This window comes from Desulfobacter latus, assembly GCF_013389365.1.
In the GTDB taxonomy this organism is placed as follows: domain Bacteria; phylum Desulfobacterota; class Desulfobacteria; order Desulfobacterales; family Desulfobacteraceae; genus Desulfobacter; species Desulfobacter latus.
In genome coordinates this window covers 71991-94348 of sequence record NZ_JACADJ010000006.1, presented here as the reverse complement: position 1 = coordinate 94348, position 22358 = coordinate 71991, and the positions used below count along the sequence as shown (strand labels likewise).

The following is a 22358-nucleotide window of genomic DNA, read 5'->3' as shown; positions in this document are numbered from 1 at the left end:
TTACATGCCGATATATCCGGCCAGTTCCGGGGCCAATGAAACAAGTTTTTCTGCCGCTGGAGAGTGGTACGCCATAAGCGTAAAATCTGAAAATTCAAACCCTGGCGCGACGGAACAGCCGGCCAGCACCGTTTCTGAAATGGGCGCAGCCGCCTGCCAGGTACCTGCAGGAACAACATGGCAAAAACAGTTTTCCCGGGCTGATAAGGTCACACATTGAGGCGGTGAGTCTGTTTCAGCCCACAGAAATAAATGGACACCTTCTCCCTGATAAAGATGCCAGATTTCATCTGAGGTCACTTTATGAAATCGGCTGATCTCTCCGGGGTTTAATGAAAAATAGATATGGGTTACGGCTGGTCTGCCGGTTCCGTCATATTTGGATACTGTGTGGGCGGATCTAAAAACTTCACGATACCTGCCGCCTTCCGGATGTTCGATGAGATCAATGGGCTTCATTTTTATAATTTGATGATTCATTTGATGATTCTTTCGTTTAATTTTTGTTAAAGCTGTATCAAACATTCTAATCCTTTTCAACAATCAAGTAACGCCTATTCTCGCACAAAGCCTCAAAGGCACCAAGAATCAAAAAACCAAATAAGCGCTTGATGTTTTTGTGCGCGTTTTTCAACGAAACGTTTCATATTTGGAATTGCTGGTTCAAACCAGGTATTTCTTGATTTGCCCGGCAATTAGTGGTAACCGGAACGTATATTTTATATAATGGCCATGTCCTGACGGACACAACAAACGATGAAAAATATTTTAACCACAGAACACACAGAATTTTATCTTCAGTGTCTTCTGTGATTTCCGTGGTTAAATTTTTTCATATAAAATAAGGATCAAATCATGACCGGACACGCCCTTTCAGCGGATAACAGATGTGCTGCATTTGAGGACCTTGGTATCCGGGATTATGTTTCGGTTCTTGATCTTCAGACCACTGCCCGGGAAGCGATGATCCAGAACCCGGTCCTTGGCGACCGGGTTCTTTTTGTCCAACATCCGGCGGTTTACACCTTAGGCAAAAGAGGAGGGCGGGAAAATCTTGTGGTGTCGGAACGGTTTCTGGCCGAAAAAGGGATTGAGATCGTCCAGACCGCGAGGGGCGGAAACATTACTTTTCATGGGCCGGGCCAGGCTGTACTCTATCCCATCATTAACTTGGAGCGATCCAGGATCGGGGTGCCCGACTTTGTCCACGGACTTGAGGAGATCATGATGAGAACGGCCCGGCACTTTGGTGTAGAGGCCCGAAGAGATCCACAGAACCATGGCCTCTGGGTAGGGACGAAGAAAATCGGCAGTGTGGGTATATCTATTAAAAAAGGAATATCCATCCATGGCCTGGCACTGAATGTCTGTCCGGACCTGACCCCTTTTACCTGGATCAATCCATGCGGTCTCCAAAACTTATCCATGACGTCTCTTGAACAGGAAAATCATAACATTTCCTTTGACCCGAACACTTCCATGGAACGGGTCAAAGAGTTGCTTTTCAAATTTTTTTGCGAAATTTTCAATTTTAACACACATAGGCCAAATCAATGAATTCCATTTGCAACAGCCATACAGAAAATCGTTCTTCCGATGCCATCCGGAAAGGCAAGCCCAGGTGGCTGAGAAAAAGCATGCCCAAAGGCGGCGAGTACCAGCGGGTTACCCGGCTTTTATCCGAAGCCGGCCTTCATACCGTCTGCCAGGAAGCGGCCTGTCCCAACATGTTTGAATGTTTTTCAAAGCACACTGCCACGTTTATGATCCTGGGAGCCAACTGCACCCGGAACTGCCGGTTCTGCAATGTGACATCAAATACGCCGACGCCGGTTGATCCCGATGAACCCCAAAAGGTGGCCGACACCGTACTCAAACTGGAATTGACCTATGTGGTTGTCACTTCCGTAACAAGAGACGATCTTCCCGACGGGGGGGCATCCCACTTTGCACATGTAATCCAGGCCATTAAAAAGGCCGGCCCCGGCATGCGTGTGGAGGTTCTGATCCCGGATTTCCAGGGAGATGTTAACGCCCTTGAAACCGTAGGCAAAGCAGAACCGGACGTGATCAACCACAATATCGAGACTGTTAAGGGCCTTTACGCCAGGGTGCGTCCCCAGGCCCGGTACCAGCGCTCTCTTGACCTGATTCGAAATGTTAAAAAACGTTTTCCCGGCCTGCCGGCCAAATCCGGCATCATGGTGGGCTTAGGCGAAACACTGGAGGAAATCAGGACCACTTTCCAGGATCTGTACGATCACGGCTGCAATATCCTCACCGTGGGCCAGTATCTTCAGCCCACAAGGGATCACCTTCCCGTGGAAAAATTTTATAGTCCGGAAGAATTTGAACAGCTTGACCGCATGGCCCGGGACATCGGATTTGAACAGGTGGCTGCCGGTCCCTTTGTGAGAAGTTCATACAAGGCCGGGGAACTATTTGATTCGTTATTGGAAGATTAATATGCAAACATGTCATCAAAACAACATGTTAACACGAGGACTTACCTGTAGTATAGACTCAGTTTTTAGATTGAAAGACCGATCAATACAATCAATACGTACGGAATAAACGTGCAGAATAAAATAAGCATGAAAACATTATGAAACTCATTGAACGCGTGCTTGCTCTTGGCAACCTGCTGGAATTCTCCGATATAGCCTATATTGAAACAGATATTTCCCTTCGTATTATATCCTGGAATTCAGCGGCACAAAGGCTGTTTCATTATTCGGAAGATCAGGCCCTGGGTCGGTATTTAAGTAATTTGATTCCTGTGGATAAAGAGACCCTGCTCAATTGTACCCGCACAGAGAGGCAATCCATTCAAATCCAGGATAAAGCAGGTGAAAACTGCGATTATCAGATTACCTGTACGCCCATCAAGAGTCTGAAGGCAGAAAGACTGGGCGTTGCCCTGACGGTTGAGAAAATGTCAAGTCCTCCTGAAATACATCCGGGATTAAAAGCATTATCCGAGCAGGAAATTCAGGAGCTTTGCAACAGTGCGCCCATTGGGATATACCATGTCAGTCTGGACGGCAAACTTAACGTGGCCAATTCAGAATATGCCTGGATGCTCGGGTATGAATCCCCTGAAGCGGCGATAAGCCAGATCCATGATTTTGCCCGGCAGGTGTTTTTTGATGAGAAAAAAGCTGAAGAATTCATGTTTAATATTCTTGAATCAGATCAGATTGTCAGCTTCAGAAGTCGATTGAAACGTAAAGACAATTCATTTATTTGGGCCCTCTGCTATGCAAAGGTAACCAGAAACGAATCAGGCCGGGTAAACGGATTTAACGGATTTTCCATTAACATCAGTGCGGTGGTAAGGACCGAAAAGGCGTTGGAGGAGGCAAATCAAAAACTGAAAATCATTTCCATCATAGACGGACTCACCCAGATCCCCAACCGACGGCACTTTGATGAGACCCTTGAAAAAGAATGGAAGCGCCATTTAAGAAAAGAAGAAGAGCTGTCGGTTATCCTCTGCGATATTGATTTTTTTAAACCTTATAATGACACCTATGGTCATCAAGCTGGAGATGAATGCCTTAAGAAAGTTGCCCGCACCATCCAGGCATCCGTCCTGCGCCCCGAAGATTTTACAGCAAGATATGGCGGGGAAGAATTTGTTCTTATTCTGCCGAACACAAATCTGAAAGGTGCGAAAGAGGTGGCAGAGCGGGTCCGAACAGCAGTAGAAAACCTTGAAGTTCCGCATGAGGGCTCCAGGATTGCCCCCCATGTGACCTTAAGTCTCGGGGGTGCCACCGTCACTCCCCATGAACACTGTTCCGCCCACACCCTTGTTGATATGGCAGACCAGGCCCTGTATGAGGCAAAAGAAGGGGGACGGAATCAAAGTCTTGGCAAGCAGATGTGATCCGATTGAGGACAATAATTTCAAAGTTTTAGTTGCTCGATCCAAATACTATCTATAAACTAATGCAAATGGAAGGTAGTTCTGCCAAATAAGTTGGAAAAGCAGCTTGTTTTGCCGGAATTGTCAGAAAGATTAAATGAAAAGTGTATGGCTTTTGAATACCGAAATTTTGTGTTAAAAACGTGGTCTGTTCCCTATTTCCCCTAATTTAATTTTACTCTGACCCCAATTCCTTCACAAGATTTCTCTGTAATTCTGGTGTGTTTGAAAGATTTGATTTTTTTTTAACCCCTTTTTTATCCGGGAGAAACAAATATGAAACCGGTTGTGGCCCTTGTGGGCCGCCCCAATGTTGGAAAATCCACATTGTTTAACAGAATTACAAAATCCCGCCAGGCCCTGGTGGATGATATGCCCGGTGTCACCCGGGACCGGCAGTATGCCGATGCGCAGTGGGAGGATAAAGCCTTTACCCTGGTTGATACCGGTGGTTTTTTAAGTGCGGATGATGACTATTTTGCTTCCCAGATCAAGGAACAGCTGTTGCGGGCCGTGGATCAGGCCGATGTCCTGGTGTTTATTATGGATGGCCGGGCAGGGCTTTCCCCCTATGACCGGGATCTTGCCGATCTTTTACGCCGCACGGAAAAGCCTGTTTTTTACCTGATTAATAAAGTTGAAAGCCTGCACCGACAGGAAGACGGGCTTGGGGAGTTCTATACCCTGGGGGTGGACCGGTTTTACAAGGTATCCGCCGAACACGGCCTGGGGGTAGGGGATTTCCTTTCAGACCTGGTGGCCCTGCTGCCCGATGTCCCGGTGCCGTTGGAATCGGATGAGCCGGAAGAAGATGACAATGGTCCCATCCGCATTGCCATTATCGGGCGTCCCAATGTGGGGAAATCCTCCCTTGCCAACCGGCTTTTCGGAGAAAAGCGTGTGGTGGTCAACGATAAGGCCGGCACCACCCGGGATGCCATTGAATTGTCCGTGAACCGGAAAGGCCGGGAATTCATCCTTAAAGATACCGCAGGTATCCGCCGCAAGGGCAAGGTTTCGGATAAACTTGAAAAATTTTCCATTCTTAAAGCCCTGGACAGTATGGAAGACTGTGATGTCGCGTTGATTCTCATCGACTGTTCCGAAGGCATCACAGACCAGGACATCACCATTGCCGGCTATGCGGAAAAAAGAGGCTGCGGGGCCATTTTCCTGCTCAATAAATGGGACCTTGTGGACAAGTCCGAAAAAGGGCAGCAGGCGTTTATCAAAGAGTTGCGCCAGGAGGCAAGATTCCTGGCCTTTGCCCCGGCCATCACCATTTCAGCCAAAACCGGCCAGCGCTGCCACAGGATTTTTGATGAAGTGGAAAAAGTTTATAAGCAATACTGCCATAGAACCAATACCGGTATGGTCAACCGGATCATTGAAGACGCCGTGTACCGAGATGAGCCATCCCTTCACAAAGGGCGCCGCATCAAGTTTTTTTATGCGTCCCAGGTGGCGGTGAAACCACCAACCTTTGTCTGTTTTGTCAACTACCCCGACGCCGTACACTTTTCTTACAAGCGCTATCTGGTCAACCAGCTGCGCCAGATGATCCCTTTGACGTTGACCCCTGTTAAACTGTATTTCAGGGAAAAAACCGGTAAAATTGAATTTTCCGGCAATACCAAGGCGTTCAGGCGAATCCAGGAAAAGAAAAAGAAGGTCATGACAAAGCGGGGTAAGCAGCGCAAAGAACAAAGCCGTAAGAAACGCGAACGGGATCAAAAAAACGCATTGTTGAAATAAAAAGGCTGCCGTGGACAACTGACGGTGTTCTTTATCCTTTACTTACCCCCCCTAAAATGGTAAACGAATAAATTGATATTGTCGATAACTGATTGGAATTGAATTGAAAAAAGAGGTGTAAAAACATGGATATTCCACGCAAACTTGGGATATTGATATACACGGCCGTTCCTGCCATCGTAGGCGGCGGCATTGTATACCATTTCTTTGGAAGTTTTACCCAGGTTATTATCTGGGAAGTATTGCTGCTGCTGGCTGCCCTGGGATTTATCAGCAGTTAGGCAGCGCGCCGAATTTTTATTCGTATTCAAGGCGGGACAACGCGCGCATAACGCGCACGGATAAAAAGGCAGGGTTTGATTGTCGGCCATTGTTTGTAGGGGCAATCCTCTGTGATTGCCTGCGTTAGGGCAGGCACGGGGATCTCACCTACAGCGGCCGACGTTGGAACCAATCTCAAAAGACAAGCCATGTGGTAAATTTTATTGTTTCCATGGCCCTTACCTCGTTTTTCAATCACCAGGCAGGTAATATTGGAAGCATAATTTTTTTTCAGCGGGCGGTGTTCTTTTTTTTTCTGACTTTGTTTTGCTCATCCATTTTCCTTGTGGGAAAAGTGATAGCCCTGTTTTTTGCCGTTTTTTGCAAGCTTGCTTTTGGGTCTCGTCATTACCGGTATTTTTCAGCCTGTTTTCAGGATGCCGGCTAAATTCATGCCTGCACGGATAACTTCGGTTCTCACCTGTCCGGCCGTTTTTTTGTTGTCTTTATTCCGGTTGTATTTTTTGTGGGTGTTCTTTCCAGGGAAGCCCTGGGGCTTTAAAACCTGGCAGGGGAAGGTGTTCAAATTTAAGGCGGAAACAATTTTTAACCGGTACCGAATTTGGGCAAATTAACAAAAATTTGATCATCGGGTAACAGCCATGGGCTGATCTGATATATCAACACCCAGGTTCAACGCACAACAAAAAATGAAATCAATTTAATCGGGAGCATTTAATATTAGGATGATTCAAAACGAAAGCACCAGTATCGAGAAAGAGATGAAGCAGTCCTATCTCGAGTATGCCATGAGTGTCATTATCGGGCGGGCGTTGCCTGATGTCCGGGATGGGTTGAAACCGGTTCACCGTCGTGTGTTATATGCCATGCAGCAGCTTCACAATGACTGGAATAAACCCTATAAAAAATCTGCCCGTATCGTGGGTGATGTTATTGGTAAATATCATCCCCACGGTGATTCTGCCGTGTATGACACCATTGTCCGTATGGCCCAGGACTTCTCCCTGCGCTATACCCTGGTGGACGGCCAGGGAAATTTCGGCTCGGTGGACGGCGACTCTCCGGCTGCCATGCGTTATACGGAAATCCGCATGCGCAAGCTCTCCCACCAGATGCTGGCTGATCTTGAAAAAGAAACCGTGGAATTCATCCCCAATTATGATGAAACCATAGAAGAACCTACGGTACTCCCCACTAAATTTCCGGCATTGCTGGTCAACGGGTCCTCGGGCATCGCCGTGGGCATGACCACAAATGTACCGCCTCACAATATCAGTGAAGTCATTGAGGGGTTGAAGGCGCTCATTGACACCCCGGATATGGACACAAGGGCGTTGATGGCCCATATCCCGGGACCGGATTTTCCCACCTATGGTCATATTTACGGCACCAAGGGGATTTTTGAAGCCTATGACACCGGCCGGGGCATTATCACCCTGCGGGCCAAAGTCGAAGTCGAAGAGAACAAGAAAAACGGCCAGGAAACCATTGTGGTCACGGAACTGCCCTACCAGGTGAATAAAGCCAAGGTGGTGGAAAAGATCGCCGAGCTGGTCCGGGACAAGGTGATTACCGGCGTCTCCTATGTTCGGGATGAATCCGACCGCCAGGGTATGCGTATGGCCATTGGGCTTAAACGGGACCAGATCGCTGAGGTGGTGATTAATCAGCTTTATAAGCACACCAATATGCAGACCAGTTTTGGTATCATTTTATTGGCAGTGGTCAATAACCGGCCCGTGCTGCTTTCTCTTAAAGAAATTTTAAATCACTTTATTTCCCACAGGGCCAACGTTATTATCCGGCGCACCCGTTATGATTTACGTAAAGCAGAAGAACGGGCCCATATTCTGCAAGGGTTAAAGATTGCTTTAGATAATTTGGATGAAGTCGTTGCCCTGATCCGGGCCTCCCAGTCACCCGAAGAGGCCCGAACCGGTTTAATAACCCGGTTTGACCTGACACAAATTCAGGCTCAGGCCATTCTGGATATGCGACTGCAGCGACTCACCGGACTGGAGCGGGAAAAAATCGAAACCGAATACCAGGCCCTGCTCAAGGATATTGCCTGGTTCAAGGAGATCCTTGGCTCGGAAACCGTGGTCCGGGGACTGATTAAGGATGAATTGACCGAACTCAATGATGAGTTCGGGGATGCACGCCGCACCCGTATCCTGGAGAGTACGGCTGAAATTTCCATTGAAGATCTGATTGCCGAAGAAGACATGGTGGTCACGGTGACCCGCAGCGGATATATTAAGCGTAATCCCGTGACCCTTTATACCAGCCAGCACCGGGGGGGTAAAGGCAAAACCGCCATGGGAACCAAAACCGACGATTTTGTGGAACATCTTTTTGTGGCCTCCACCCATGCCACGTTTTTGTTTATTACCAATTTCGGCAAGGTGTATCAGGCTAAAGTGTATGAACTGCCCATGGCAGGCCGCTCCTCCCTTGGTAAAGCCATTGTGAACCTGCTTAATTTTGATGAAGGTGAAAAACTTGCCACCGTACTCACCGTGGATGAATTTTCAGAGAATCGATATGTGGTCATGGCCACCAAAAACGGCCGGGTGAAAAAGACCGAGTTGATGGCGTATTCACGTCCTCGGTCAGGGGGCCTTATCGGGGTGAAGCTGGCTGACGATGATGAACTCATTGCCGCACGCATCACCGATGGCACCCAGGAGATTTTTTTGGGATCCGAAGGCGGGAAGGTGATCCGGTTTAATGAAGAAGATGTCCGTGATGTGGGGCGCGGTTCCATGGGCGTGCGGGGTATGCGTTTGGAAGAGGGGGGCCGGTTGGTAGGTATGGAAGTGCTTGGAGATGAGGATACGCTTTTAACGGTTACGGAAAACGGTTATGGTAAGCGTTCTTACATTGAGGATTACAGAACCCAGACCCGGGGCGGCAAAGGGGTCTTTTCCATTAAAACGTCCGAGCGCAATGGTAAAATGATGGCCCTTTCCCTGGTGGGGGATAATGATGAGTTGATGATGATTACGGATAAGGGAAAACTGATCCGTACCGATATCTGCGGGATCAAAGTGATTTCCAGAAATACCCAGGGGGTCAAACTCATTAACTTGGCCAATGGGGAAAAGCTTATCGGCATTGCACGACTGCCTAAAGAGGAACATCACCCTGATGATGAGAACACATGTTTTCATCCGGATGGTAATGATGCCGACACGATAGATGACCGGGAAATGGATATGAATCCCGAAGAACTTGATACGGAAGACCCGATAGATGGCCCGGGAGACGACGCATAAGGGTGCCGGACATCGCCAACGCCTGAGGGAACGCTTTCTTCGGGCCGGCTTGTCAGGGTTTCATGACTATGAGGTTCTGGAACTGCTTTTGGCCCTGAATACCCCGCGAAAGGATACCAAGCAGGCAGCCAAAGATCTTTTAGCTGAGTTTAAAACCCTGCCCCGGGTGCTGGAGGCGGATACTCAGGCCCTTTGTCAGGTTAAGGGGGTCGGGCCTGCCAACAGCTTCGGAATTCATCTGATTAAGGCTGTGGCAGACCGGTATCTTGAAACCCGGATAATTAAGATGGATGTGGTGAGTAATCCCGAAAGTCTGATTGCATATTTAAACCAGATCATTGGTTACAAAAACAAAGAGCATTTTTTAGGGATATTTCTGGATGCCAAGAACAGGGTTATCGCATCCGAGGTCCTTTTTACCGGGACCCTTTCAGCCTCGGCTGTCTATCCGCGGGAAGTGATTGCACGCAGTCTGGCACACAATGCGGCTTCAGTGGTTTTAGCGCACAATCACCCGTCCGGGGATATTACCCCCTCAGCCCAGGATGTCCGTATTACCCGGACCCTGTTTTTTGCTCTGGCATTTGCGGGTATTCAAATCCACGACCATCTTGTCACAGGCAGCCAGGGGTATTACAGTTTTGCCGCCCAGGGGGTAATGGCGCAGTTTCAAAAGGAGTTTGAACAGATTTAATGACAGACAAAGACGATTTTCCCGACTGCTTTGGGGATCTTGAAAAAGTGTTTCCCATGGGACCCAATGGGTTGCGTGAAACCCCGGAACACTGTTTTTACCATTGTCCTGTGAAAACAAAGTGCCTTCAACAGGCCCTGGCCACAAAGGATGGAATTCAGATTGAAGAAGAGGTCCTTGAACGTTCCACAAAAGCCGGGGGCATCTCTTTTTTTGAACGCTGGTCCAGAAAAAAACAGGCACACCGGCGTGGCCTTAAAATGAAAAAATAGGAGGAGGCATGAAATCGGTTCGAGACATAGACGTAACGGGTAAAACCCTTTTTATCCGGGTGGACTATAATCTGCCCATGGATGATCAGGGGAATATTACTGATGACAACCGGATCCGGGCCACCCTGGAACTGATTCGCTATTTAATTGAAAAAAAGGCCAAACTGGTCCTGGCCTCCCACCTGGGCCGTCCCAAAGGTGGCCGGGACGAAAAATTCAGCCTTAAGCCGGCAGCGGTAAGACTTTCGGAGCTTTTAAATATGCCTGTGGCATTTGCCGATGATTGCATTGGGGATGCGGTGAAAACGCAGGTGGAAGCCCTTGAACCCGGTCAGATCCTTATGCTTGAAAATTTAAGATTTTATGATGAGGAAAAGAAAAACGATCCTGAATTTGCAAAAGCCCTTGCCGATCTTTGTGATGTTTATGTGAACAATGCCTTTGCCGTATCCCATCGGGACCAGGCATCAGTTACCGGTATTACCATGTATGCGAAATTGTCGGCAGCCGGTTTTCTGCTTGAAAAAGAGGTACGTTCATATTACGATTCCGTAGAAAATCCGAAAAGGCCGCTGGTCGTTGTCATTGGCGGCGCAAAAGTTTCCAGCAAACTGGCTGCCCTTGAAAATATGCTCAAGTTTGTGGATTGTATGATTATCGGTGGTGCCATGGCCAATACCTTTCTTGCGGCAAATGGCGTGGATACCAAAGGATCTATGATTGAAACGGATTTAATCAAGACTGCTTCGGATATCATGGCCCATGCAAAGGAAAACGGCATTGACCTGCGTTTACCCGTAGACCTGGTTGTTGCGGATCGTTTTGATAAAGATGCCGAATCACGCACCGTTTTTCCGGATGAGATTCCGGATGGCTGGATGGCCCTGGATATTGGTCCTGAAAGTGCAAAAAATTTTGCCAATGCCATTGCCGGTGCCGGTACCATTGTGTGGAACGGCCCTATGGGCGTGTTTGAAATGGATCGGTTTGCTGCAGGTACCCGGACCCTGGCCGATGCCATTGCCCTGTCTTCCGCTTTTTCTGTTGTGGGCGGTGGTGATACGGGCCTTGCCGCCAAGCAATGCGGGATTACGCAAAAGGTCAGCTATATATCTACAGGGGGGGGGGCTTTTCTGCACATGATGGAAGGGAAAGTGCTGCCCGGCGTGGCTGCCCTGGAATAGTTCAAACGTGATGATCGAGTCAAACCAGAAAGGATTAACGTGGGGTGAAATTTTGCAAATTACGGCATGCGCTGAGCAAGGAGGACCGGCTGCGTCGATCCTATTACCAGGTATTAAGAGATGACCTGGATCAGTTTGTCCTGGACTACAGCCTTGTGGGGTCCTACAATAATTTTTTAAAACTGCGGACCCCTTATCCCTTTGTTGAGTTAAGGGAACTCAAACCCCGGGCACGCATTCCTTCCGTGGAATTTGAAGCACAAAATTCCTTTCTGATCATTTTCTGTGAAGATTATATTGATAAAATCCACAAAAAGTATATCCGATTTTTTGACGTCAATAAAACTACGAAAACCAATCTGCTCGGGCTTAAAGATTTTCCTGATCTTGAAAATTACAACCGGAACATAAAATGTTTTGAGTCCGACGGTTTTTTTTCTCTTCTTAAAAATCTGCTCCCGGTTGATTATGCCATTTTAATCCAGCCCAACCAGCGACTCAAGCCCCAGTACGCCTTGACCCATTTTCACGTCAGGGTGGATTGGCCCATTGCTGATGCATCGGAAGATCTTGCCAAATTTTTACGTTATATCTCCAAAGATCTGTACGAGAAGGGGGATTGTTACGCTGAGAATATGCAAAAAAAATTGTTTGAATATTATGGGATACCTGTGTTGGCCGGTGGCCGAAGGACGGCTGCCATTGTCGCTGCCCAGTATTTTCGGCAGCTTGACTCGATTACAACGGTGTATGTTGCCTCCAGCGAATCACGAAGCCTGCTGCGCTTAGATGAAAAAGGCGTATCAAAGTCTGTCCTGGTAAAGCTTGTGGTTGACCAAGTCAAGGAGTTGTCCCAGCAGATAGGTATTCCCCAGAGTACGTTTACCAATAATTATGTGGTGGCCCGCCAGGGCAAATTTTATATCTGCATTTTCAATGTCTGGTATGATTACACCAGCCATGCCCTGCCATCCGAAGGCGGGCGCCTTCGGGAGCTGAATCCGGATAATAACTGGCTCACCGTGGCCGAAGAGCATATTCTTCCCAAGCCCTCCGTTTCAAAATATGCGCCCATTCCCTGCAAGATGGTGTATACTTGAACTTGGGCGTGGGCTTGTTTAAAACTTGAGAGTATCGGAATTTCCATTTCCCAGTACCCAGCACCCAGCACCTAACAACCCGCCCGAAGGGCGCTAAGTTCATGAATCGGCTACAATTTTTTTGTCATGGCGATTTCATCACAATCCGGAAATTTAACACAGTCCAGGCAACCTGCCCATATTTTGACCATGGGCAGATTGGTTTTATCCGTTATTTCAAATCCGAAACGGGCAAAAAACTCCGGGCGGTAGGTCAGCGCAAACAAGGTTTTTAATTTAAAATAGAATGCTTCCTGGATACAGCGTTCTGTAAGGGCCGATCCGATCCCCCGGCCATTGTATTCTTGTTTTACGGCAACGGAGCGGATTTCCGCGATATCTTCCCAGCAAAAGGCCAAAGCGGCACATCCTGTTATTATGCCGGTATCTTCATCCTCATATACCCAGAAATCGCGTAAATGGTCGTAAAGATTGCTTAAAGAGCGAGCTAAAAGTTCTCCTTTATCGGCGTAAAATTTAAGCAGGGCATGGATTGGGGCAACATCATCAATGAGTGCTTTTCTTATCATGGGCTAAACTCCCGTTTTATGGGATTCTTTTTCATTAGATCCGGTGGATAGCAGTTTAAATACGGATTCTTTAAACTCAGTGTCATTAAAGGGTTTGTGAAGGATTTTATTGATGCCGGACTTTTTCAAAAGGGACTCGTTGACATCTACATCCCCTTGTTTTTCTTCTACAAAATCACTTTGGGTGGTGATCATCAGAATGGGCAGATCCGTTCGGGTAAATTTACGCCTTATTTCCGTGGTGAGTTCCAGCCCACTGATATTGGGCATGTTCAAATCCGTAATAACGAGGTCTGTTTTTTGGGAGCGTATCCGCTTCAATGCATCTTCCGGGCGGTGAAAGATTTCACAGGCAAGTCCTAAAAGTGACAATTTGTTTTGGTAGAGCTTGAGCATCATTTTTGAATCATCCACCACCACAATTTTCATTGAAGACGACGATTCTGCCTGATTCGTTCCGGTGATGTTGGCGGCAACTGTTTTGGCAAATTCAACCTGACCAATGGCGGCCATGTTTTTTATGAAGGCCTTGCGGGTGGAAGGCGATGCTTTTTCGGCAATATGTGTTTCGGCAAGTTCCCTGAAGGATTCTTCATCCACTAGGAAATTGAAAATATTGGTTGCATTTGTATCTATGAGTGTCTCCACAGTTGACATCGCTTCGGGGGATTTTTCCCGGATAATATTTTTTAATCCAGCGACCAATGGTTTTGACAGATTTTTATCAACGGCCCGGGCAGCACTCATGCGTACGGATTCTTCCGGATCCTGAAGGCCCTGAACCAGGCAGATGGCTGTACGCGGTGAAGGAATACGTTCCATGGCTTCGTAAGCGGCCTGGCGGATGTTGGCATCCTTGGGTTGGGTATTAATGATGTTCATGATTGCGGGAATGGCAGCCTGATCCTTTATATAACCAAGGGTGGTGATCAGGTGTACCATATAGTCGGCTTCTGCATTTTGGAAAGCCTTGGTAAGAAGCGGTGTGGCCTTTTTCCCCATGTTTATAAGCTCATCAATGGCCGTGTCCCTGATAATGGTGACAGGGGACGATAACAGATGCGTTATTTTTTCCAGATCATAGAGATCCTGCTTTTCTGCCAGGGCCTGGACAACAAGTTTGTTTACGGTTTCATCTTCGCATAAAAAGCTTATCAGGGTATCTGCTGCTTGAGGATTAGATAGGGCGCCAATGGCGAAAATGGCTGCTCTGATGATGTCGGGGTTTGAATGTGTGGTAAACGAAGAAAAAAGTTCAAGATGTTCGGGTTTACGGAATGCGGCAAGTGAATTAATGGCAGGTGTAATGATTTCCGGATCTGTTTCGCTCTGTACCACCTGGATCAGAACCGGGATGGTTTCTTCAAGGAACAGATCGCCGGCCGCCCGGATAAATTGAATCCGGGTTTTTTTTTCGTTGCTGGTTATATATTCTGTGACCAGATTGGTATTGCCGTATGCTTTGTCCAAAATTAAATCATACAGGTTTTCCTGGACCGCCGTGTTCGAAATTTCTATTTTGGTGAGGTATTCAAGCAGAGGAAAAACAACGTTTTCAGGGCCTTTTGCCAGTTCGGCAAGGGCCTGTTTCTGCACCTGGACATCAACGTTGGCGTCTGATGCGAATTGAAGCAGGGCCTTGGCTTTAACCGTATCTTTTGCGTTGAGACAGAAAATCAGTTCATTAATGAAGTCTTGTGAATTAATCCTACCCATAAATATTTGGCTCCGTTAACGCTTAAAGCGGTAAAATACCGAGTTTAAATATCTGAAAGATGAAAAAAGGTCTGTATCATTGATCAGGGATTCTGTGGAACCGATCAAAAGGTACCCGTCCGGTTCCATGACTTTTGAAATATTAGAATAAATTTTTCGGCGATCCTCAGTGGTGAAATAGATCATCACATTCCGGCAAAGAACGATATCATATTTTCCAATACCGATAAACGGTTTCATCAGGTTCATCTTTTTGAACTGAACCATGGCCCGAAGCTCGTCTTTAACCTTATATTTATCGGCCATCGGTTGAAAGAACCTGTTAAGCCGTCCAGGCTCAAGTCCGCGCGCTACTTCAAATTTATTATAAACCCCGTAACTTGCCTTGGCAATGGCTGCATCGGAGATATCCGTACCAAGCAGTTTGATATTGTACTTATCAAGGGTTACGCCCATTTCAATCATGGTCATGGCAAGACTATATATTTCCTGTCCCGTTGAATTGGCCGCACTCCATATCCGTATGGTCGGTTTGCCGAAGTTTTTTTTCGATCGTTTATCAATCAGGTCCGGCAGTATTTTATGTTGGAGAAGTTTAAAGGGCGTTTTATCCCTGAAAAAATAGGTTTCATTCGTGGAAATGGCATCAATAATTTCATCTTCAAGTGTTTTGTTAAAATCGTGTTTGGATTTTTTCATCAAATCCGAATATGAGGTACATTGGTATTTGGAAAGCAGTGGATTAAGTCTGGTTTCCAGAAGGTATTCTTTTCCTACATCCAGAAAAATTCCTGATATATCCAGGATATATTTGGCAAAGGCTTTAAATTCTTCCGGAGTTACTTTGATTTTTCTCATAAGTATGGTGTCGGTACCGTCTGGGTTGCCGGTTAAACGGTTTTTACGATTTCAGCTGCAATTTTTTCCAATGGTGCAATGACATCGACGATCCCGGATTCTGTGGGTTCTTTGGGCATACCGTAAACGGTGCATGTGTTTTTATCCTGGGCAATAATAACACTGCCGTTATTTTTCATTTGAACAAGCCCTTTGAAGCCGTCAGAGCCCATGCCGGTCATGATGACGCCTGTGGCTCTTCCAATATAATGCTGAGCAATGGAGCGAAACAGGTAATCTGCCGAGGGTTTGCACGAGTTTTCAGGTGGATCATCCGTGATTTTTATTTTTCGGGTCAAACCATCTGCCCCTGCAACAATCTTCATCTGTTTGCCCCCGGGCGCAATAAAGATTTTTCCGGATTTAATTGTATCTCCATCCGTGGCCTCTACAACGTCAAGGGCTGATTTTTTATTCAGGCTGTCGGCAAGGGATGCCGTAAATACCGGGGGCATATGCTGCACAATGAGAATCGGTACCTTGAGATCCTTGGGCAGCATGGGTATCATTTTTGTCAATGCATTTGGCCCGCCGGTTGATATGCCGATGCCTATGATTTCAGATTTTGACCTGATGCCTGGTCGACTGACCTGTGCCGGCCGATGGATAATCTGCCGATCCCTATCTTTTGCCGACGCCGGAGGTTTGGGTCTAATTGTGCGATCAATTCTTCCAAGTTTATGGCGTTTAACATGGCGTACGATCGGCTCAAGGGTTTTTTGGACCTTGCGCATATTCTCTGCCATTTTGCCGTCTTCAGGTTTTGGCAGAACGTCAAATGCACCAAGTTCCAGAGCCTGCAGCGTCAGCTCACCGCCCTGGTGAGTCAGGGTGGAGACCATGATCACCAAGGGCGGATTATCCATATTTTGAAGTGCCTGGAGAAGCTCAATGCCGTTCATTTCAGGCATTTCAATATCCAGGGTCATCAGATCCGGTTTAAGGGTTTTAATTTTTGAAAGGGCAATTTTTCCGTTATTGGCAGTACCTACCACTTCAATGCCGGGCATCTGCTTGAGGGCGTCGCCAACAATTTTTCGGTAAACAATCGTATCATCAACAACAAGCGCTTTGATGGTGTTCATTATTCTTTGAGCACCTCATCAATATCGAGAATGCCGATCAACTGATCTTTTGTTTTTAAAACGCCCTGGAAATATTTGCCTTTGATATTACCGATATTTGAAGGGGCCGACTCTATATTCTCTTTCTGGGTGATGACCACATCGGAAATGGCATCCACCAGTAGGCCGATATGCTCATCGTCGGAATTGACAATGATGTTACGGTTGTCTTTGCTTGGGGCGACCGGGGCCAGCCCCAGTTTTTTGCCAAGATCAATAATGGTTACAATTCTGCCCCTAAGATTCAATATGCCTTTGACGTATTCAGCGGACTGGGGGACCTGTGTAATTTCAAAATGTTTATTGATTTCCTGGATATTTAATATGTCGATACCACAAATAGCCCCGCCAACATAGAATGTGGAAAACTCTATGTCATTGGATGTGGTCTCTTTGGTCGTTTTTTCCATGTGAATCTCTCCTTAACGGGTTGTACTTTATGGACGTTTTATAAATTCGTATGTTGTCTGATAACAGCCATCAATTTTTCCCTGTCAAGTTTAATCTCATATTCGTCAATTCCCACAGATTTGCCCTTTTCAATATGTGCTTCACTGGCAAGGGATGTCAAGGCAATAACCCCGAGATGAGAGTAGCTGGGGTCACTTTTAATCCGCTTGGTCAATTCAAATCCGTCCATATTGGGCATTTCCAGATCCGTTACAACCAGGTCAATTTCTTCGACACGTTCTTTTAACAGCTCCCAGGCAATCAGCCCGTCTTCCGCTTCAATAACCTTGAAGCCATCCTCGACCATGAACTGTTTGACCTGATTTCTAAAAAAGGCTGAGTCTTCAGCAAACAGAAGAATTTTTTCCCCGTCTTCGGCCATGGTTGCGGCAGCTTGGGCCTCGGCATCAAACCATTCCGGGTTCAACGTTTTAACCAGTTCAAAAATATCCACCAGTAATGTGGTGTGATTGTTGATAATCATGGAGCCGCTGACAGCTGGTTGCTTCAGGGTGGCGCTGTCAACGTTCAGCACAACTTCCTGGGCATCCACCGGCGGGGTAACCATAAGGCCTATTTCCCGGTCTTTAACCTTGAAGACAATAACTTCCCGCTGGTCCCTTTCCGGCAGTTGTTCCACGTTTGCCACCTGGGATAGTTCATATAGGGGCAGGGAGCCACCGCGGTACTGGACAACCTTGAGGTCGCCGATTTGTTCAATATCGGATGTCTTGATACGTTCAATACGTTCCACAATGCTTAACGGCGCGGCAAAATGTTCTTTTTCATTGTTTTTGAATGTCAGTAGCGCGACTTTATCTGCTCTGGCCGCCGCTTCTTCCTCTGCGGTTTTGGCTGCATTCCGGCCGGCTTCTGCAACGGCGGAAAGTTCCGCCATTTGGGCAAGATTGGAGATGTCAAGGATTAACGCAACCTTACCGTCACCCATAATCGTGGCACCGGCATAGGCTGTGCATTTCTTTAAATGCCGCCCCACAGGTTTAACAACGATTTCCTCGGAATCATGGAGTTGATCCACCACAAGGCCGTATTTGAATGCCCCGGCAGATACAACCGCAATATTGATCGCAGATGAGGCATGATAACGACGATCGCTTTTGGCTCTTTTAGTTTCCTCTTTGGCTTGCTCTTTAAGATTAGAACTTTCTCCGGGGATGTGAACCTTTGATCTGCGGTCAGAGATCCTGGCTCTACGTTCTTCGCGTTCTTCACCGGTTTCCGGATCAACAAATGTACGCTGTATGCCGAGCATGTCCGCCAGGTTCAAAAGGGGAAGCAGTTCTCCTCTGAGCCGGACAACATCCGCATCCCCAACTTTTTCGATTTTTTCCTTGATCTGACTTGCCGGAATTCTAAGCAGTTCGTTAAGGTTGACCTGGGGAACAGCATAGCGTTCATTGCCCACAGAGGTGATCTGACTGGGAATAATGGCCAGGGTTAAAGGCAGCTTGATTTGAATATCCGTTCCCTGTCCGGGGGTTGAGTCAAGTTCTATGATTCCGCCTAACGCCTCAATGTTTGTGACCACTACATCCATGCCTACGCCCCGGCCGGACACATCCGTGACTTCTTTGGCAGTTGAAAATCCCGGTAGAAAAATCAGTTCTGTTTTTTGTTTGTCCGACATTTCCTCAACCCGAGATTCGGATATCAGGCCTTTTGCAATGGCAGATGAAGATATTTTATCAGGATCCAGTCCCCGGCCATCGTCTGAGATGACAATATTCACCTGACCTGCATCGTGGAATGCCTTTAAAATAATTTTTCCCGTGCCCTTTTTGCCCATCTGTTCTCGTTCCATGGGTGTCTCAATACCATGGTCGACAGAGTTTCTTACAAGGTGGGTCAACGGATCATTGATGGATTCCAGGATGGTTTTGTCCAATTCAACATCCTTGCCTTCGATTTCCAGCTCTATGGATTTTCCTAACTGGTGGGACAAATCCCTGACCACCCGGGTAAATTTGTTCAGAATATTGGCAATGGGTTGCATCCGCGTACGCATGATTGCTTCCTGGAGTTCTGATGTAATCATGTCAATTCGCTGGCTGGACAACTCTGTTGCCTTTACGTTAGACGAGTTGACCCCCTGAAGAAGCTGGTTTCTGCTGAGTACAAGTTCTCCGGCAAGGTTCATCAATGTGTCTAACAACCCCACATTAACACGCAAAGAGCTCTGGGTTTTACCGCCTGTGGTGCCATCTTTTTCCTGGGCTTTGGCCACAGGTGTTTCCATGATTGCCGGTTTGTCCGGCTGTTTTTCACTTGCAGGTGCGGGTGTGTTTACAGGAACGGGGTGGACTGCCACTGCCGGTTGGGGCGTTGCTTCTACGGTTTCAATAGGTTGTGGCAACGGTGGCGGGATTTCATCGGCGCGGCCTGCTATGGCGCTGATCATATCATCTGTAATGATGTGGATACATTGATTTGCGACACCAAATAGTGTCTCAGCCATATCATATTCAATAATAGAGGCAAGCAGTATCTGGAAAGGAATTTTTCCGGGCATACCTGGGTCGCTGAGGGTACCGGCACCAGTAATATCAATCCTGGTTTCAATAAGGGTACCGGTTTTACACAGATTGTTTAAAACCGCCATGGGATTTTTGGATTGCTGTTGAAAATCGCCAATCAGGTCATATTCAACAAGGAATATATTTTTGCCTTCAGCTTTGCTGGTTTCAATTCCTTTAAGCGCCACCTGCTGAAATTTTCTACCGTCCTGGAGTGCAATATCTGCAAGCGCTTCTATCTGTCCCGCTTCCTGTTCCTCTTGTTGTATTGTTTCCTGCTGGGCAGGTTCAGGTGCGGACGCACTGGTTATATTTTCCAAGGCCTGGATATGGGCGGAAATATCAATGTCATTGCTAGTTTGAATATTGTTCAATAAACTTTCAAGTTCGTCAAAGCCTTTGAGCAATATGCTGATTTTTTTAGAATCAGGGATCAGTTCTCTGTTTCGAATCATCCCTAATACATTTTCAAGATGGTGTGCAAGGTTTTTAATGGTTGTCAGCCCCATGAATCCAGCACCGCCTTTGACGGAATGGGCTGCCCTGAAAACATTGTTGACCAGATCTATATCAATATTTGCGCCGCCTTCTTCAATTGTCAGCAAATCGCTTTCAATGTCTGCCAGGTGATCCAGCGACTCTTCAATATACATCTGTAGGGTTTCGTCGTCTTCAAACATATTAAATAAAACTCCTGAAAGAATGTCATGGAAATGATTTCAAACATTTAATATGAAAATATATCTACAGAATATATGATGAAAAGTCAAATTTAAGATGTTATTGCGGTTTTATATAAAAGTCAATATAAGTTTTTGAATTGATTGTATATATTGTTTCGGGTGCGCCTGACGGTTTATATATCCGGATCAGCGCCTGGCTGTTATTAACAAGAATCTCATAGTCGATGATCGATTCATATTTTGCGAATGATATCGTTGTGATAGGCCTTTAAAGATATTCGGATCAGCAGGCGGCTATTGGGTTTGGCATTATCCACGGGTTCGCCTTTTTCATTCATCAGTGCTAATACTTTGGTTTGCCGTGCAGGCCCCTGGGGACTGAGGACCTCTATGTTGTCACCAGGAACCAGCTTGTTTCTAACATTGAACAAATATAAATCTTCTCCACGACGTTCAATGATTTTACCTATGAAACTGTGAATCTTTCCTTTGTGCATGTTGCCGGGATTCAAGGTGTTTTTTGATTCATTATCCGGATGACCGAAATAGAACCCGGTGCAATAAGCCCGGTGATAGACCTGGTATAGCTCTGAATGCCATTCCGGACGCACGGAATACAAATCCGGTTCTGTGATATATGCGTCAATGGCGTTGCGATATGTTTTTACCACAGAACCCAGGTAATTTATTCCTTTCATCCTGCCCTCTATTTTAAAGGCGGAAATTCCGGCATGGATTAATTCGGGAATGTGATCTATCAGGCACATATCCTTGGAGTTAAAGATGTAGGTGCCGCGGCTGTCTTCCTGGACAGGGTAGTATTCATTGGGCCGGAGTTCTTCCATGACCGCGTAATTCCAGCGGCAGGGATGGCTGCACAGGCCTCTGTTGCTGTCCCGCCCGCTTAAAAAATTGCTCAAAAGACACCTGCCCGAATAAGACATGCACATGGCGCCGTGGACAAAGGTTTCGGTCTGGATTGTTGTGCGTGATATAATGGTTTTTATCTCTTCAATGGATAATTCCCTTGCCAGGTTTATTCGTTTAACGCCTTGCTGTTCCCAGAAAATAACTGCATTAAAATTTGTGGTATTGGCCTGGGTGCTTAAATGGATGTCAATATGAGGGACAATTTCTCTGGCCTTTAGAATAATGCCCGGGTCTGAAATGATAATGGCATGGGGTCCGATATTGCCTATTCTTTCCAGGAAGGCTTCGATACTGTCCTGCTCGTGGTTGCGGGAGTATATGTTGCAGGTAAGATATACTTTGACGTGGTGCTTTTCGGCAAATTTTATCGCATCTTCAAGTTCGCTGTCGGTAAAATTGCCCGAAAAATTCCTCAGGCTGAAATCTTTGCCACCCAAATAGACAGCGTCTGCCCCGTAATGGACTGCAATTTCAAGTTTTTCAAAGTTACCCGCCGGCGCAAGTAACTCAGGTTTTTTTAAAACATCCGGCATTGTATCCCAGTTGCGGCAAAGATGCCTGCACAGCCAAGGCCCGTTAAATTAATGGTGCCCCCGGCAGGAATCGAACCTGCGCTCAAGGATTAGGAATCCTATGCTCTATCCACTGAGCTACGGGGGCACATATTTATTAGTTCGAGCTATAAGTATCATAAACCGGCCTTTTAGACAATACTCAAGCCGCTAAATAATGGGAAATTCGGATATATTCAAAATTTATCATGAAAGCAAGTCATAAATTAATCCGGATGTGATTTTTTTATTTTAAGAGTATAGGAATTTCCATTTCCCAGCACCCAGCACCCAGTACCTAACAGCCCGCCCAAAGGGCGCTAATTTAATTTACCATTCATCATATTTTTTCCTTGCAAGTTTAAGCTAAACAAGGATATTTTATAATTATATTGTTAGCTATGCAAA

General features: G+C 46.6%; 18 protein-coding genes and 1 tRNA gene. 10 read left to right on the top strand and 9 right to left on the bottom strand.

From position 1 onward, the window contains the following. Positions 1 to 480: a cupin domain-containing protein gene (locus HXW94_RS03305; protein ID WP_246293708.1), complete on the bottom strand. Its 480-nt coding sequence runs from the start codon at positions 478 to 480 to the stop codon at positions 1 to 3. Positions 481 to 855: 375 nt separating this feature from the next. On the opposite strand from HXW94_RS03305, the gene lipB reads away from it, so the two are divergent. From lipB to HXW94_RS03250, 10 genes are all read left to right on the top strand, one after another. Further along, the gene (lipB, locus tag HXW94_RS03300) at positions 856 to 1557 is read left to right on the top strand and encodes a lipoyl(octanoyl) transferase LipB (protein WP_178365467.1); all 702 of its coding nucleotides are present in this window, start codon (positions 856 to 858) and stop codon (positions 1555 to 1557) included. After that, positions 1554 to 2465, top strand: a complete 912-nt coding sequence (lipA, locus tag HXW94_RS03295) for a lipoyl synthase (RefSeq protein ID WP_178365466.1) — start codon at positions 1554 to 1556, stop codon at positions 2463 to 2465. Before lipB ends, lipA begins: the two co-directional genes overlap by 4 nt. A gap of 140 nt (positions 2466 to 2605) precedes the next feature. Next, positions 2606 to 3892: a diguanylate cyclase domain-containing protein gene (locus HXW94_RS03290; protein ID WP_178365465.1), complete on the top strand. Its 1287-nt coding sequence runs from the start codon at positions 2606 to 2608 to the stop codon at positions 3890 to 3892. A gap of 315 nt (positions 3893 to 4207) precedes the next feature. After that, complete coding sequence (der, locus tag HXW94_RS03285; RefSeq protein ID WP_178365464.1) at positions 4208 to 5686, top strand: ribosome biogenesis GTPase Der; 1479 nt, start codon at positions 4208 to 4210, stop codon at positions 5684 to 5686. Positions 5687 to 5811: 125 nt separating this feature from the next. Next, the gene (locus HXW94_RS03280; protein WP_178365463.1) at positions 5812 to 5967 is read left to right on the top strand and encodes a hypothetical protein; all 156 of its coding nucleotides are present in this window, start codon (positions 5812 to 5814) and stop codon (positions 5965 to 5967) included. 726 nt (positions 5968 to 6693) lie between these two features. Further along, positions 6694 to 9246: a DNA gyrase subunit A gene (gyrA, locus tag HXW94_RS03270; protein ID WP_178365461.1), complete on the top strand. Its 2553-nt coding sequence runs from the start codon at positions 6694 to 6696 to the stop codon at positions 9244 to 9246. Beyond that, positions 9224 to 9940, top strand: a complete 717-nt coding sequence (gene radC, locus HXW94_RS03265) for a RadC family protein (protein WP_178365460.1) — start codon at positions 9224 to 9226, stop codon at positions 9938 to 9940. Before gyrA ends, radC begins: the two co-directional genes overlap by 23 nt. Next, positions 9940 to 10212 (top strand): hypothetical protein, encoded by a 273-nt coding sequence (locus HXW94_RS03260; RefSeq protein ID WP_178365459.1) that lies wholly within the window; start codon positions 9940 to 9942, stop codon positions 10210 to 10212. Before radC ends, HXW94_RS03260 begins: the two co-directional genes overlap by 1 nt. An 8-nt stretch (positions 10213 to 10220) precedes the next feature. Continuing rightward, positions 10221 to 11396: a phosphoglycerate kinase gene (locus HXW94_RS03255; protein ID WP_178365458.1), complete on the top strand. Its 1176-nt coding sequence runs from the start codon at positions 10221 to 10223 to the stop codon at positions 11394 to 11396. 44 nt (positions 11397 to 11440) lie between these two features. After that, entirely contained in the window at positions 11441 to 12496 is a 1056-nt protein-coding gene (locus HXW94_RS03250) for a hypothetical protein (RefSeq protein ID WP_178365457.1), read from the top strand. Between the two features lie 110 nt (positions 12497 to 12606). On the opposite strand, the gene HXW94_RS03245 is transcribed toward HXW94_RS03250, so the two are convergent. From HXW94_RS03245 to HXW94_RS03210, 8 genes are all read right to left on the bottom strand, one after another. Further along, on the bottom strand, positions 12607 to 13065 hold the full coding sequence (locus HXW94_RS03245) for an N-acetyltransferase (RefSeq protein WP_178365456.1): 459 nt from the start codon (positions 13063 to 13065) through the stop codon (positions 12607 to 12609). Positions 13066 to 13068: 3 nt separating this feature from the next. After that, positions 13069 to 14781: a HEAT repeat domain-containing protein gene (locus HXW94_RS03240; protein WP_178365455.1), complete on the bottom strand. Its 1713-nt coding sequence runs from the start codon at positions 14779 to 14781 to the stop codon at positions 13069 to 13071. Positions 14782 to 14796: 15 nt separating this feature from the next. Beyond that, positions 14797 to 15639 carry a CheR family methyltransferase gene (locus HXW94_RS03235; RefSeq protein WP_178365454.1) on the bottom strand — a complete coding sequence of 281 codons (843 nt, stop codon included), beginning with the start codon at positions 15637 to 15639 and terminating at the stop codon, positions 14797 to 14799. A gap of 32 nt (positions 15640 to 15671) precedes the next feature. Continuing rightward, entirely contained in the window at positions 15672 to 16763 is a 1092-nt protein-coding gene (locus HXW94_RS03230; protein ID WP_178365453.1) for a protein-glutamate methylesterase/protein-glutamine glutaminase, read from the bottom strand. Next, positions 16763 to 17212, bottom strand: coding sequence for a chemotaxis protein CheW (locus HXW94_RS03225; protein ID WP_178365452.1), 450 nt, complete (start codon positions 17210 to 17212; stop codon positions 16763 to 16765). Before HXW94_RS03225 ends, HXW94_RS03230 begins: the two co-directional genes overlap by 1 nt. Positions 17213 to 17250: 38 nt before the next feature. Then, positions 17251 to 20466, bottom strand: coding sequence for a hybrid sensor histidine kinase/response regulator (locus tag HXW94_RS03220; RefSeq protein ID WP_178365451.1), 3216 nt, complete (start codon positions 20464 to 20466; stop codon positions 17251 to 17253). A gap of 236 nt (positions 20467 to 20702) precedes the next feature. Continuing rightward, positions 20703 to 21932: a peptidase U32 family protein gene (locus HXW94_RS03215; RefSeq protein ID WP_178365450.1), complete on the bottom strand. Its 1230-nt coding sequence runs from the start codon at positions 21930 to 21932 to the stop codon at positions 20703 to 20705. A 52-nt stretch (positions 21933 to 21984) separates the two neighbouring features. Then, positions 21985 to 22059 (bottom strand) — tRNA-Arg (locus HXW94_RS03210). Between the last annotated feature and the right edge of the window lie 299 nt (positions 22060 to 22358).